We start from the raw sequence: 15,227 nt of genomic DNA, 5'->3' as shown, positions 1-15,227 counted from the left end.
TTAAAGTCGTACCAAATGAAAAAGAATACATGTTTTAGTATATTATTTATTGGGCTCCTGAGCCTAGTTGGGTTGCGTAATTTGAATGCGCAAGGCTTTCTTCGAGAGGTGTCTTTGAAACAACAAATTGAGAAATCCGAACTTGTTATAGAAGGAAAAGTTGTGTCCAAACGGTCTACATGGGATGAGGGCCACAAAATGATTTATACCATAAACACTGTTGAAGTTTACAAGATATTCAAGGGAAACCCGGCAACAACGATTGAGGTGGTTACCGAGGGTGGTACAGTTGGGTTAAGAGCATTGATAGTGCACCCAACATTAACTTTATATAAGGATGATATTGGTGTATTTACGTTGAACGGCAGTAATGAAAGAATTTCAAGATCAGGGAAATCGAGTATTAAGAGATTTAAACCGTACGGGCTGTCCCAGGGATTTTACAGATACAACCTAAGGGAAAATTTGGCGGCCAATTCTTTTAAAAGAAAAGAGGGTATTGCGGATGCCTTTTACAACGAAATTAAACAGTATACGAAGAAAGAGTTTGTTGCGCTTAAGTCCTATGACGCAAAACAGGAAATGGCGAAAAGTGCGGCTTCGAAAAGCACCATGCCTCCGGGGCCTATTACATTAGGAAGTTCTACAGTTACTGCTGGCACAAAGGATGTGCTTATAATTACCGGGACAAATTTTGGGGCTACACAAGGGAAAGTTTGGTTTAGAAATGCTGATGATGGTGGCGATACATATATTGCCGCGTTGGATTCAGAAGTTGATCTGTGGCAAGATGATAGAATTGAAGTGCAAGTGCCTTCTTTAGCAGGAACAGGAACTATCTATGTAGAGGATAGTGGTGGAGGTACTTCTACGGACTCATCTACGTTAACCGTGTCCTATGCAGAAATTAATGTCCCTTTTAATCCAGGTACTGGAACAGAAGCTTACCAAGTCAGACACGTGGACAAAAATGGGGGTGGAGGCTATACATGGGAAATGCAAACGGATTTTTTTAATGAAACTGAACCAGACCCACACAGTGCAGGTATGATGCCAACTGGTTACAAAGATGCCTTTATGAGAGCATTTAATAAGTGGGTTTGTGAAACGGGTGTAAATTGGACAGTTAGTGGAACAGCTACCGCAGTTGATATTGCTGGAATAGATGAAAACAATGGTGATGGCAATAATGTAATTCGTTTTGATAATGGTGATGAATTAGATGATAGCACGTTAGGGAAGTGTTTCTCGTGGTATATGGGTTGTGGAGGAAGTACCATAAATTGGTTTGTTGATGAATTAGATATCGTTTTTAACAATAGCGTGGATGATGATGACACGCTTAGCACAACCGAAACATGGTACTTTGGGACAGGAACTCTTACAAGTTCGCAATATGATTTTGAAAGTATAGCACTTCATGAATTGGGGCATGGTCATCAGTTGGCCCATGTCATTGATCCAGTTTCAAATGGCAATGATATGGATGATGTGATGCATTGGGCTTTGGCGAATGGGATATCACAAAAGGAGCTGACGGCGGATAACATTATGGCCGCAAATGGTATTCAAGCAAGAAGTGAAGCATCTGCGGTTTGTGGTGAGACAACAATGACAGAGGCCGCCTGCCCACTAAGTGTGGAAGAAGAACAACTTAGTTTTGGAGTAAGAATATATCCTAATCCTGCCAAGGAGTCATTTTTTTTAACCAATGAATCCATCATACCAATTACTTCAATCGAAATTTATGACGTTAGTGGCAGGGTGATTTCCATTCAAAATTTCACAGATGATTCTAAAGTTAAAACTGTAAACATGGCGAATGCATCCGGTGGACTCTACATCATAAAAATTTTGGGGGATAACGCATCGGTTACAAAAAAACTCGTTTTGGAATAGATGTATTGAAGTTCTTTTCAAAGAGGGCTTTTTTATCGGTCGAGTAACTTTTTTAAAATCATTCTAAATAACAAAACATGACATTTGTTATTTGCCTAAGACTGCCCCCATGCCTACCTTTGTAATTCTTATAAAAATAACAAAATAAAATGGGCGGATTTTTTAAGTCTTCGATAGGAAGAAAGGTTGCCATGGCACTTTCTGCATTCTTCCTTATGTTCTTTTTAATTATTCATTTAGCGGTTAACATTACATCTCTTTTCAGTGAAGATTTGTTTAATGAACTTTCGCATTTTATGGGGACAAATCCTCTGGTGCAATTTGCGTTACAACCAGTTTTAATATTCGGTGTGGTGTTTCATTTTGTGATGGGCTTTGTGCTTGAACTTAAAAACAAAAAAGCAAATGGTATAAGCTACGCCAGGAATCATGGAGGAGCAAATTCCTCGTGGGTAAGTAGGAATATGATTTATTCAGGGTTAGTAATTTTAGCATTTATCATTTTGCATTTTATTGACTTTTGGTTTCCTGAATTGAATGTTAAATATATACAAGGAGACATGTCAGGTATGCATAATGGAGAGTACCGTTATTTTCACGAAATGGTGGAGAAATTTCACAGCCCCCTAAGAGTCGGAGCCTACGTCGTTTCTTTTGTGCTATTGGGCTTGCATTTAGCCCATGGTTTTACCTCAGCATTTCAATCTATGGGCTCGACTGCTGGTCGTAAAAAAACATTGCAACAAATAGGGAAGGCCTATTCCATTTTAATTCCGCTGGGTTTTATCATTATTGCAATTTTTCATCATTTAAATCCTCACCATTAATCTTACATAATTATGGCTTTAGATTCAAAAGTACCAAAAGGTCCAATTCAAGATAAATGGACAGATTATAAAAATAAAATCAATCTGGTTAACCCGGCAAACAAACGGCATATTGATGTCATTGTTGTTGGTACGGGCTTGGCAGGGGGTTCTGCGGCGGCAACTTTAGCTGAACTTGGATATAATGTAAAAGCATTTGCCTATCAGGATTCTCCACGTCGTGCGCACTCCATTGCGGCACAAGGAGGTATCAATGCGGCAAAGAACTATCAAGGTGATGGGGATTCAACGTACAGATTATTTTACGATACCGTTAAGGGTGGAGATTATCGTTCGCGAGAAGCGAATGTCTATCGCTTAGCCGAGGTATCTGCAAATATTATTGACCAATGTGTGGCACAAGGTGTGCCTTTTGCACGTGATTATGGAGGGTTATTAGACAACCGCTCGTTTGGTGGTGTGTTGGTATCTAGAACGTTTTATGCCAAAGGACAGACTGGGCAACAATTGTTATTGGGAGCGTATTCTGCAATGAACCGTCAAATAGCCCGTGGTAAGATTGAAATGTTCAACCGCCATGAAATGTTGGATGTGGTTATTGTTGATGGAAAAGCGCGAGGCATTATCGCAAGAAATTTAATTACTGGTGAAATTGAGCGTCATTCTGCTCATGCCGTTGTTGTAGGAACGGGAGGCTATGGGAATGTATATTTCTTGTCCACCAACGCAATGGGAAGTAATGTAACCGCGGCATGGAAAATCCATAAAAAAGGAGCTTATTTTGCTAACCCTTGTTATACGCAGATTCACCCAACATGTATTCCGCGTTCGGGAGATTATCAATCTAAATTGACGTTGATGTCTGAGTCATTACGTAATGATGGTCGAATTTGGGTGCCCGCCAAACTGGAAGATGCCCAAGCCATACGAGAAGGTAAAAAGAAGCCTACTGATTTATCAGAAGAGGAAAGAGATTACTATTTGGAGCGTCGCTATCCAGCGTTTGGCAACCTTGTGCCTAGGGATGTTGCTTCAAGAGCGGCAAAAGAGCGTTGTGATGCTGGTTTTGGGGTAAATGCTACCGGAGAAGCAGTGTATTTGGATTTTGCCGATGCCATTACTCGCTATGGAACAGAGCAAGCCAAAATCCATAACATTTCCAACCCTTCAAAAGCGAAAATTTATGAATTAGGTAAAGCTATTGTCGAGGCTAAATATGGAAACCTTTTCCAGATGTACGAAAAAATTGTAGATCAAAACCCATACGAAACCCCGATGATGATTTATCCTGCAGTGCACTATACCATGGGCGGTGTTTGGGTGGATTATAATTTGATGACTACCGTACCCGGACTGTATTGTATAGGTGAGGCTAATTTCTCTGATCATGGTGCTAACAGGCTGGGAGCTTCGGCATTGATGCAAGGTTTGGCGGATGGTTATTTTGTGTTGCCATATACAATTGGTGATTATTTAGCTGATGATATCCGAACAGGTAAAATTCCAACGGATACTAAAGAATTCGATGAAGCTGAAAAAGCAGTTCAGGATAGAATTAAATTTTTCACTACCAATAACGGAACAAAATCCGTGGACTACTTCCACAAAAAGTTAGGTAAAGTGATGTGGGACAAATGTGGTATGTCAAGAAACGAGAAAGGTTTAAAAGAAGCCATTGTTGAAATAAAGGAAATCCGTGAAGAATTCTGGAAAGAGGTTAAAGTGCCTGGTAGTGCTAATGAAATGAACCCAGAATTGGAAAAAGCTGGACGTGTGGCTGACTTTTTGGAATTAGGCGAATTGTTTGCAAAAGATGCATTGCAAAGGGAAGAGTCTGCCGGAGGACATTTTAGGGAAGAATATCAAACCGATGAGGGTGAAGCCAAACGCCGAAAAGAATTCCAATATGTTTCCGCTTGGGAATATGTAGGTGAACCGAGTGAAGCTAAACTGCATAAAGAGCCTCTGGCTTACGAGAATATTGAAGTAAAAGAAAGAAGTTATAAATAAAAAAGACGCTATGAATTTAACACTTAAAATTTGGAGACAAAAAGACTCAAATGCAAAGGGTCAAATGGTAGATTATAAGGTGACCGATATTTCGGAACATATGTCTTTTTTAGAAATGATGGACGTGTTGAATGAGCAGTTGGTTGCCGAAGGCCAAGAACCTGTAGCTTTTGATCATGATTGTCGCGAAGGAATTTGCGGGATGTGTTCTATGTACATCAATGGAGAAGCACACGGCCCGGACAGAGGTATTACTACATGCCAGTTACACATGCGTATGTTTAAAGATGGCGATACGATTACCATTGAGCCTTTTAGGGCAGCTGCTTTTCCTGTGATAAAGGATTTAGTGGTGGATAGAACCGCTTTTGAGCGTATTCAACAAGCGGGAGGCTATATTTCTGTAAATACATCAGGAAACACCCAGGATGCCAATGCTATTCCAATTTCGAAACATGCCGCAGACGAAGCCATGGATGCAGCAACCTGCATTGGTTGTGGTGCTTGTGTGGCTACGTGTAAAAACTCTTCAGCCATGTTATTTGTTGGAGCTAAAGTTTCGCAATATGCCCTGTTGCCTCAAGGACAAGTAGAGGCGGCAGACCGTGTAAAAAATATGGTGGCACAGATGGATTTGGAAGGTTTTGGAAACTGTACTAATACCGGAGCTTGTGAAGTAGAATGTCCAAAAGGTATTTCTTTAGATAATATTGCTAGAATGAATCGGGAGCTGATGAAAGCTTCTATTTAAAGATAAATTTAAAAGTCGGTCCTTACGTTTAGTACCGACTTTTTTTAAGAATCATATAATTGTAATATTGCAATATTACAATTATAGATTACCAAATGCTAAAATCTGATTGAAATTTCCTAAAAATAAGCTTTTAACTGAATAGTCCCTGTATGAATGGTTTTGCTCATTTCGGTTTTTCGTCCAAAATAACTGAGGTTTAAATCAAGGTATTTGGTCAGTTTTTTTTGCGCCAACAAGGTCCAGGTAAAATTCCTTCCGGGTTGCAGGCCTTCCAACATTTGGTAGGCAACTGGCGTATTCGGACTGCCGTTAAAATCATTGGAAAAATAATTCACCTCACCGTTTACGGCCCCTTTTTCGTTTTTAGAAAGATTGAAACCCAGACCGAACTTTTGTTGTCTTAAGGTTTCCAATGCGCCAATGGTATTATTTTTTATGGTAAATTGATAAAAGATATCGAAACGACTATTCTCATTAAATAAATAAGACAGTTTGGGATTCAATAAGGCTTCATCAAACTTAAAATTTTTACTTGTGAAGTTTTCACTAGAGCTTTCATTGGAGCCAATAGCAGATTGAAACGTGACCAACCAATTTTCCTGAATTTTATGATTGAAATTCAATTGATGGCTTTTCAAATTGTTTTCCAAAAGTCCAACAGAAAGCGTGTTGTTGGATTTATTTGAAAGGAAGGTATATGAAGTAGTATATTTTTGTTTGCCCCGGTTAAAAAACAATACATTCCTAAAATTCAATTGCAAGCCCAATTGGTTTTCAGCATCGCTTTCAAAGGGGTTTAAATTGAAATTATCGCCGTTTCTTCTGATTTTTCTATCGATTAAATAACTGGTTTGGTTATAAAAATGAGACCAGAATTTTTTGGACTTGTTTTCCGAAACGCGCCATTGGGATGGATTAAAAGTCAGGGTTTGGCTAAACCTATTTTGATGGGTTTTGATAGGCCTGCGATTTGGTAATAATACCCTAATAAACGTGCCTTGATCCTGAAATGGAGCAATTTCAAATTCCTCCAACTCTTGAATTCCATTTTCGTTATAATCAATCCAAGTATAGGTGCCCTGCCCTGGCTCCACTTCCACATAGGTAAAATCTTGTTCAAAAATACTCCCAGAATTCGTTTCAAAAACCGTATTGCTCTGCATGATGTTTTTGAACAATTTTTGATTGTATTGCAATCTGGAGTTCAAAGAGTTTTCATCGTCGATGTTTTCATCCTCGTGGTCCAAAGTGCGATAATTAGCATATAGCGACAGATTGGTGTTTTTATTTTGAATGATTCTTGAATCCACATAAAAGGTGTTGGACGTGTTCACCTTTTGAAGTTGGTTGTTTCGGATACTGTCATTTACTCTATTTTTATAACCTATTTGGACAAATACTTTCGTGCTGTCGCCAATACCGGCAAAAGCCTCATAGGATTTAAACTTTTGACTGAGTGGGCTTAGAGTTTGGGTTGCAATTTCGGTTTTTTGGTTGTCCTCTATCGAAAACTTGCCTCCCACCCAGCTTTTTTTCATGTTATAGGCCACAATATTGTGAGACCTTAGAAACGTTGAGGTGTTTTCATTTGAGTCTGAATTGAGGTAGCTTGTATTTGAAATTATTCGGACCCCATTCAAATTCAAATTGACATCCACTAAATGTCTGCTACCATTATAGCCTAATGAAAAATCAAGAAACTCAAACCGATAAGAGGCATTTCCCTTTTTGGGATGAAACAATCGCAATCCCGTATTCAGGAACATTTGATCGCCCAAACCCGACACAATTTGATTGCTTGCAGGTTGGTCAATATTCCAATCACGATTGAATTCAGGATTGTAAAGCCCCTGTAGGTTTCTAAAATTGGACTGAATATAATCCGTGTCCAAATAACCATTAAGACTCCAAAGACTGTCTTTTTTAATGATGCTTTGAAATAGTTCTAATCTTCCCGCAAAGCCATCATTATCGTTGTCGTCTAAATTTGAAAATAGGTTTAAATCGTTTTTACTGCCCGACAATTCAAAATTAATCGAGGTTTTTTCGGAGGGGGTATAACTACCATTTACCACTGCCATTTGTAGCTTTGTTGGAGCTACAAGCTGAATCACGGGAGCAAAATCACCCTGTAATTCTCCTGCGTATTCATAGACGGTATTTATAGGATTGTTAAACTCATCGCTAATGTCGTAATTGCCTTGGTCGGTTCCCACTCTTGTAAACGTTACTCTGAAAAGTTCATCATTTGGGTCATTGGAAAAAACAAAAACTTCCTCACCGCCAACGATTTCCTTTCGATATAAAATACGGTTTTCACTAAAGGATTCCTGAATTTCTGATGGAGCGATCATTTGAGACATATCGTCACCTGCATTGGATAAAATTTGAACCTGCGCTTCCGATAGATTCTGTTGCAATGGTTGGTTTTTGGCATCATTTTCAGAATATACCGATACCCCAATTTTGAATTTTTCACTGCTATAACTGCCCCCGCCATAGGCTACCAAGCGGGAATAATTTCTATCGCTAAATTGATAATCGATCAAAATCCGCATTTCTGAAGTAATGGGAAATGTGGTATTGAATATAATTTCGCCTGCATTATAATCGATGATATAATCCTTGTCCTCACCACGTTCCAAGGCCACTCCGTTTACATAAACGGTTTCACTCCCGGAAACTATCAATACGAAGAGCTCACCATTCGGTCCTTGAATTTTATAAGGCCCTTGGTTGCCTTCTTGGGCGGTAAATTGGCTAGTGGTAAATTGGCCTCGCACTAAAGCGCCCGCGGCAAAAAGACGGGTCTGCGAATCTTTTTCACCTAAATTCGCATTTATGGACAAACCCTGCACCCGTTTGGAAAATTCGGCAAAATAAGAGTTGTTGTTTTCCAAGTCGATATCACCGGCACGGACATTCCATCGGTCGGTAAACAATTCGATAAATACTTGATCAAATTCGTCCAGACGTTGACTATAACCACTTTCCTGCAATGGTATATTGGCATCTTGAATGGAGGCACGTAGCGATACTTTATCGCTCAATTTTCCTGTAATCTGTAAATCCAGTTCACTGTTTAAAACCGAGTTTTGGTTGTTGCCAACCGTCACTCCTCTCGAAATACTGCCCGAGGTGGTCAGTCCGTCAAAAGGCGTAAAGGTCCATTTGGAATTGGGCTGTGATAATTGGTACAATCTTTCAAGGCCATCATTGTTTTTTACAATGATGCTTTCGTCCAATTGCTTGTAGGTTTTGGTCAGAAATTCTGGGAATTTCAAATAATTAATAATCACTGAATCCGTTTCAACGGATTTGATAAAACTCAACTTCGCCGTCGAAAAATCCATTTGATAATAAGTTGAATCCAGAACCTTACCATCTTTTGTTTTTACCGAAAACCAACTGGAGTTGATACTTACGCTGTCCACTAAAATGGTATCCCTTATCGCCATTTTTTTAGTCCTGTACTTGCCATTTTGATTCTGCGCAAAACCGCTAAAACCAAACAAGGCAATCATAAATAGGAGGAAAGGCTTCATCAGGTATTTAAACTGCGATACGTCTAAAATATTTTGTTAATAGAATTCGTTAAAACTCCTTTGGTTATTTATCGTGTAAAAGTAACGTATTATTTATTTTAGCTATCACAGAATAGTTTATATGGAAATGATAAATACAAGGAATATAATTAAACTTATTCAAAACACTTTTCCTAAATCTCAATTTGATGTTGTGAAGGAAGAATGGATAAAGGATATTGAGGAAAGATACTCTGAATTACCACCTAATTTAAAATATCCATATAATGAGCTCGGATATGGAACAATTGGTGATAGTCATTATTCTATTCATGTTTTAACAGAGCCCGAAGAGATATATGATCCGGAGACGGCCTCAGAGTTAAAAGGGAAATTAATTGTAGGGGATGATTTTGGAGGAGAATGTCAAGCGTACGATACGGAAAATAATTGGACATTCGGTCTTATCGATTCTGGTGGAGATTTTGAAAGTTACGAAGGAGTTTATAATGACTTTTTAGATTATCTTCAGAACCTGTGTGTTGATTTCAAATAAGCGATGACTTTTATGTAAGCATTGTAGATGGCGAAACTGCCCGCGTTAGGGATTGCAGAGGAAAGCCCACAGCGCCCCACTAAAAGGGCGCGAGGACTTGTAACGGAAAGCCCGACCCGAAAGGGGAACGCCCAAAAAAGAAAAGATTAAATAAAGAATATTAATGAAAATCATATCCTATAACGTCAATGGCATCCGGGCCGCAATAAATAAAGGTTTTATCGATTGGTTAAAAAGCGCAAATCCGGATGTGATTTGTTTGCAGGAAATCAAAGCGATGAAAGAGCAGTTGGATTTGAGCCTGTTTGAAGATGCAGGTTATACCTATCAATATTGGTTTAGTGCACAAAAGAAAGGCTATAGTGGTGTGGCTATTTTGAGCAAGATTGAACCCAATCATGTGGAATACGGTACGGGGATTGAGTCGATGGATTTTGAAGGGCGGAATTTAAGGGCAGATTTTGATGGCGTCTCTGTGATGAGTCTGTATTTACCCTCGGGGACGAATGATGCCAGATTGCAGCACAAGTTGGATTATATGGATATGTTTCAAGATTACGTGAACGATTTGAGAATCGAAATCCCAAACTTGGTGATTTGCGGTGATTACAATATCTGTCACGAAGAAATAGATATCCATAACCCAAAAATGAAAGGCGTATCCGGGTTTTTACCGGTGGAACGGGAGTGGATTGGTAGTTTTATAGATAGTGGTTTTATTGACTCGTTTCGATACATAAATCCAGAACGGCAAGAATACAGCTGGTGGAGTTATCGTGCCAACGCACGCGCCAACAATAAAGGTTGGCGTTTGGATTATGCCATGGTTTCCGAGCCGTTACAAGAAAATATCAAAAGAGCCGTTATACTTACCGAAGCAGTGCATAGCGACCATTGCCCCATTTTATTAGAAATAGAAAATTAAAGAATAAAGTCAATTAAAAACAACCCAAATGAACATTAAAAATAGTCTATTAGTTATCATGACGTTGGCGTTCGTTACCTCTTGTGTATCGCCAAAAGTGTACAAGGATTTAGAGAGCAAATACGCTACTTTGAAACAGGAAAACAGAAAGCTGTCCAAAGAAAACGAATCGCTTTTAGCGGGTAAAAATGCCGCTGAAAATGAACTTAAACAATTACAGGACGCCTACAACGAGGCCGTTGCGGAGCGCGACCGCTTGCAAAGTGAATATAACGCCGCAAAAACGAACTTGGATAACCTAAAAGCGTCATACGCTGCACTGGAAAAGAACAGTTCCGACGCCATTACCAAAAATTCAAAGAAGAACCGAGAGCTTTTGGCTCAGCTTGAAGCCAAGGAGCAAGCTTTAGCGGCTGAGAATGAGCGATTGGAAAAACTAAAGAAAGCTTTAGAGGAACGCTCTAATCGCATTGCTGAATTGGAAAATGTAATTGCTTCAAAAGATGCGGCGATGACCCAGTTGAAAAATGCAATTTCTAGGGCATTGACGGATTTTGAAGGCAAAGGCCTTACCGTGGAACAGCGGGGAGGCAAAGTTTATGTATCCATGGAAAATAAGCTCCTCTTTGAATCGGGAAGTTGGGCCGTAAATTCCAGTGGAAAAACTGCGGTACAAAGTCTTGGAAGCGTTTTGGCTGAAAACCCGGATATTGCCGTATTGATTGAAGGCCACACCGATAACGTGCCATATCAAGGTTCTGGACAGTTAACTGGTAACTGGGATTTGTCCACAAAACGGGCAACGGCAATAGTCAATATTCTCAGGGAAAATACAGCCATCAATCCTGAAAATTTAACTGCTGCCGGACGCGGTGAGTACGCTCCTATTGCCACAAACGATACTGAAGTTGGCCGGGCCAAAAACAGACGTATTGAAGTGATTTTAACACCTAAGTTGGATGAGCTGACGCGATTGTTGAATGAGCAATAAAAGAGTCAGTTACTGCGAATTAACCTCAAGCGTAATGCAGTAATTTCTCTAATGAAAATATTTCACAAAAAAACCGTTGATGACCAAAGAAGCTTTTAACGGTTTTTTATCTTTACACTTCGCCAAGAAATCTAAGAGTTCTAATATTTCTAATCATCTAAAATGAAATACTCAAAAATACCCGGAACCGATATCAAAGTCAGTAAAATATGCCTTGGTACCATGACTTGGGGCAACCAAAACACCCAAGACGAAGGTTTTAAACAGATGGATTATGCATTGGGCCAAGGTGTAAACTTCTTTGATACTGCGGAATTATATCCAGTACCTGCCAATGCTGAAACTTATGCCGAAACTGAAAGAATTATTGGCAATTGGTTTAAATCAACCGGGAATCGGGATAAGATAATATTGGCCACCAAAATTTGTGGCCCCGGTTCATATACAGCCCATGTGCGATCGAATGGATTTAGTGCAGATGCACTCAATCAGGCATTAAATAATAGTTTAAAACGCCTAAAAACCGATTACATTGATTTATATCAATTGCATTGGCCAGAAAGACAAACCAATTTTTTTGGGCCACGCGATTATACACATAACCCAAATGACCCATGGGAGGATAACTTTAATGAAATCCTGCAAACCTTGGATGGATTTGTAAAAGCAGGTAAAATTAGGGAAATAGGAATTTCTAACGAAAGAGCATGGGGTACGATGCGGTATTTAGAAGAGTCAAAGACTAATATTTTGCCAAGGGTAAGAACTATTCAGAATGCATATTCCTTATTGAACCGAACCTTTGAAGGCGATTTAGCGGAATTATCTATACGCGAAAACATAGGGCTTTTGGCATATTCGCCATTAGCTTCTGGATCACTTTCTGGAAAGTACATTGGTGGGAAACTACCAAAAAGTTCAAGATTTGATTTGTTCCCGCGATTTGCTGGACGCTACAACAGTCCGCAGGCCTTGGAAGCTACGGAGAGGTATTTCGAAATAGCCAAGAAGCATGGTTTGACCTTAACCCAAATGTCATTGGCTTTCATCAATCAACAACCCTTTTTGACCGGTAATATCATTGGAGCCACCACTTTAGAGCAACTTAAAGAGAATATTGATAGTATAGAGGTCGATTTAAGTGATGAGGTGTTGGATGCTATTAATGCTGTGCATAATGCTATTCCTAATCCTGCACCTTAAGGGAATTTGGTGCTGTTTGCTTGAAATTAATTCAGGTTTCAAAAAGGAATAATTGCCAAAGAGTTTAGACTTATTGGTTTTTGTTGTAGGATTATTACCTTTTTTTGTTACTTTAGTCCTAAATGAAGCTGACCCTAAAACCCAACCAAGTCTTCAAATTCTTGCTTTTTGCCTTTATTTTGCTATTAATCGGGAATTTGTTGGGCATATACCTTATTCTTGAGAAAGGGTATGTGTACGAAAAGAGTATTGTTAGAATATTCAGTTTTGATTTGGAGCAAAACTTACCTGCATTCTTCTCCACAGGTCTTTTCTTGCTTTCAGCAACATTGTTATTTCTTATAGGTAGAAATAAAAAATCTAAATACAAGTTGCATTGGTTAGCACTATCCATTATTTTCTTTTTTTTGGCTTTGGACGAAGCCATATCCATACATGAATTGTTCAATTATTCCATGAGAAATATTTTTGGAGCAACGGGTTATTTCCATTTTGCATGGGTTATTCCCTATGCGGTAGTGTCTATATTAGTATTAATAGCATTCACTAAGTTTTTGTTAGCCTTGCCAAAAAGAACCACACTTATTATGATTTTAGCTGGTATTCTATTTGTTTCTGGTGCTATTGGTATGGAAATGATTGCGGCAAATTATGTTAATGAATTTGGTGATTATCAATATATTGGAACTTACATGGTCTTTTTTACCATAGAAGAAAGCTTAGAAATGCTTGGTCTAATTCTGTTTATTTATGGACTATTGGATTTTATGGGCCTAACCAATTTAAAACCACTAAAGTTAAAGGTTAAAGGTAAATGATATTGAACGTAACGGATATTTCTTCAAAATTTAAATTGGCTCAGACCACTGTCCGCCTCCTCTATTGGTTTCCTTATGGCATTACGGCAATTTTTGCTCTATTCTTGGGATTGAATCCAACCAGACGCTTAGCCTTGTTTTTGCTCAAGGAGAATTCGTTAGTTGAAAACTTGACATTTTTGGCCTTTATGGTTGGGTGCATTTTAGGTCTTAAACTGAGCTTAAAATTTCACCAAAGAGCTCAAAATAAGGTCTTGAAATGGCTTATCGTCCTTATTTCCATTGCCTTTTTCATCATTGCCATGGAAGAGATTTCTTGGGGACAGCAGTTTTTAAAATTTGAAACGCCCGAGTGGATGGGAGGTATGAATGCACAAAATGAGCTTACCGTTCACAATATTTCAACTTTCCAGGGAAAGTCGGAAATTTTAAGGCTTCTTTTTGGTTTGGCCGGGCTCGTTGGCATTGGGCTTAACCGGAATAAATTCTTTCAACGTGTTGCAGTACCTTATGTGCTAATTTCCTTCGTAATAGTTATTATAGTAATTTCAGTTTTTGATGTCTATGATGACTTTTATCCAATTTCTCAACAGTTAAGTACTGGTGTTCAAAGGCTTTCCGAACTTGTAGAAATGCTTATCGCATTTCTCGGATGTTTGTATATGTGGTTGTTGCTTCGGAGCAACGATTCCTAGCTCAAGGGTAATATTGCATTTCATCGAATACTTCTGGCTTTTTTTCAAAGAAATGTGTCGTTTTAGGACTTTTTCCAACAATTATTCCAATAACGGTATCATTTGTGCGTTATCCCTACAACAAGTTTAACTAAATTAAATACAATGAAAACACAAACCTTCTTATTAAAATCGTTTCTGTGTATTACTTTGTTTGTTTTGGCCTCATGTACTACGAACAATGAAGATGGAGAAGAGAGTTTAATCGCACCAACCTTGCCCCCCGAAGCCTCGATGGTGATGGATTTCAGTGGTTTTGAAAATACCACAAAACCTGCGGGTAATAAGCTATCCGAGAGCGTAGATAAAAGTAACTGGGCATACGCCGCTGTGGTTGTGGGCGTTTGGCATACAAGTTTGGTAACTACCTTAGCAGTGCCAGTAGCTTCGTTTAGAACGGCCCTTAGGCATCAGGCCGAATATAAAGGTGATGCAACTTGGGAATGGGCTTATACCGTTGATGGATTTACGGGACAGTATTCGGCGCGACTTACTGGACAACTGGTCGGAAATGAAGTGCTCTGGACCATGTATGTTACGCGAACAGGTATTAATGCTTTTGAAGAATTCGTCTGGTTCTCTGGAGTATCAAAAACTGATGGAAAAAGTGGCTATTGGTTGCTAAACCATAGTTCAGATTTCCCAGAAGATCTGTTACGGATTGATTGGGAGGTTCAAAATGAAGAAATAGGTGATATCAAGTATACCTACGTTAGAGAACTGAACAATGAGCGCCAAGTGGATAAGTTCAAAAACAGCTATATCAACTATGGACTTCAGTTGGGTACTTATGATGCGTTTTACGATGTCTATGCTTACGATACCAATTCTGGGCAATTTGTGAATGCGGATATTGAATGGAGTAGGGCAAACCACCTTGGTAGGGTTATGGCCGAATATTATTTTGGCGATACCGATTGGCGATGCTGGGACAGTGCGGGCGAAAACCAAGTCTGTCCATAAGTTTTTCAAGTACTAAAAAAACA

12 protein-coding genes are annotated in these 15,227 nt (G+C 39.1%); 11 read left to right on the top strand and 1 reads right to left on the bottom strand.

All coding sequences use genetic code 11. The features are described from left to right. Positions 1 to 15: 15 nt before the first annotated feature. From H7U19_RS07570 to H7U19_RS07555, 4 genes are all read left to right on the top strand, one after another. Positions 16 to 1,899, top strand: coding sequence for a T9SS type A sorting domain-containing protein (locus H7U19_RS07570; RefSeq protein WP_186560864.1), 1,884 nt, complete (start codon positions 16 to 18; stop codon positions 1,897 to 1,899). A gap of 149 nt (positions 1,900 to 2,048) precedes the next feature. Continuing rightward, positions 2,049 to 2,726, top strand: a complete 678-nt coding sequence (locus tag H7U19_RS07565; protein ID WP_186560856.1) for a succinate dehydrogenase cytochrome b subunit — start codon at positions 2,049 to 2,051, stop codon at positions 2,724 to 2,726. 12 nt (positions 2,727 to 2,738) lie between these two features. After that, on the top strand, positions 2,739 to 4,736 hold the full coding sequence (locus tag H7U19_RS07560) for a fumarate reductase/succinate dehydrogenase flavoprotein subunit (protein WP_222597396.1): 1,998 nt from the start codon (positions 2,739 to 2,741) through the stop codon (positions 4,734 to 4,736). 10 nt (positions 4,737 to 4,746) lie between these two features. Beyond that, complete coding sequence (locus H7U19_RS07555) at positions 4,747 to 5,487, top strand: succinate dehydrogenase/fumarate reductase iron-sulfur subunit (RefSeq protein WP_186560854.1); 741 nt, start codon at positions 4,747 to 4,749, stop codon at positions 5,485 to 5,487. A gap of 119 nt (positions 5,488 to 5,606) precedes the next feature. On the opposite strand, the gene H7U19_RS07550 is transcribed toward H7U19_RS07555, so the two are convergent. After that, positions 5,607 to 9,035 (bottom strand): hypothetical protein, encoded by a 3,429-nt coding sequence (locus H7U19_RS07550; RefSeq protein WP_186560852.1) that lies wholly within the window; start codon positions 9,033 to 9,035, stop codon positions 5,607 to 5,609. A gap of 121 nt (positions 9,036 to 9,156) precedes the next feature. Here H7U19_RS07550 and H7U19_RS07545 point away from each other — a divergent pair, with 121 nt between their 5' ends. The 7 genes from H7U19_RS07545 to H7U19_RS07515 all read left to right on the top strand — a co-directional run bounded on the left by H7U19_RS07545 (position 9,157) and on the right by H7U19_RS07515 (position 15,204). After that, positions 9,157 to 9,570 carry a hypothetical protein gene (locus H7U19_RS07545; RefSeq protein WP_186560850.1) on the top strand — a complete coding sequence of 138 codons (414 nt, stop codon included), beginning with the start codon at positions 9,157 to 9,159 and terminating at the stop codon, positions 9,568 to 9,570. Positions 9,571 to 9,733: 163 nt separating this feature from the next. Further along, positions 9,734 to 10,495: an exodeoxyribonuclease III gene (locus H7U19_RS07540; protein WP_186560848.1), complete on the top strand. Its 762-nt coding sequence runs from the start codon at positions 9,734 to 9,736 to the stop codon at positions 10,493 to 10,495. A gap of 28 nt (positions 10,496 to 10,523) precedes the next feature. Further along, positions 10,524 to 11,486 (top strand): OmpA family protein, encoded by a 963-nt coding sequence (locus H7U19_RS07535; RefSeq protein WP_186560846.1) that lies wholly within the window; start codon positions 10,524 to 10,526, stop codon positions 11,484 to 11,486. Between the two features lie 162 nt (positions 11,487 to 11,648). Continuing rightward, positions 11,649 to 12,689: an aldo/keto reductase gene (locus tag H7U19_RS07530; RefSeq protein ID WP_186560844.1), complete on the top strand. Its 1,041-nt coding sequence runs from the start codon at positions 11,649 to 11,651 to the stop codon at positions 12,687 to 12,689. A 122-nt stretch (positions 12,690 to 12,811) separates the two neighbouring features. Beyond that, on the top strand, positions 12,812 to 13,507 hold the full coding sequence (locus tag H7U19_RS07525) for a peptidase M48 Ste24p (RefSeq protein WP_186560842.1): 696 nt from the start codon (positions 12,812 to 12,814) through the stop codon (positions 13,505 to 13,507). Then, positions 13,504 to 14,202 (top strand): hypothetical protein, encoded by a 699-nt coding sequence (locus tag H7U19_RS07520; RefSeq protein ID WP_186560840.1) that lies wholly within the window; start codon positions 13,504 to 13,506, stop codon positions 14,200 to 14,202. Before H7U19_RS07525 ends, H7U19_RS07520 begins: the two co-directional genes overlap by 4 nt. A gap of 144 nt (positions 14,203 to 14,346) precedes the next feature. After that, positions 14,347 to 15,204 (top strand): hypothetical protein, encoded by an 858-nt coding sequence (locus H7U19_RS07515; protein WP_186560838.1) that lies wholly within the window; start codon positions 14,347 to 14,349, stop codon positions 15,202 to 15,204. Positions 15,205 to 15,227: the final 23 nt, after the last annotated feature.

The sequence above is a fragment of the Hyunsoonleella aquatilis genome (assembly GCF_014270105.1).
Classification (GTDB): Bacteria; Bacteroidota; Bacteroidia; order Flavobacteriales; family Flavobacteriaceae; genus Jejuia; species Jejuia aquatilis.
Note: the sequence above shows the minus strand (reverse complement) of the source record. Positions and strands in the feature narration are given on the sequence as shown.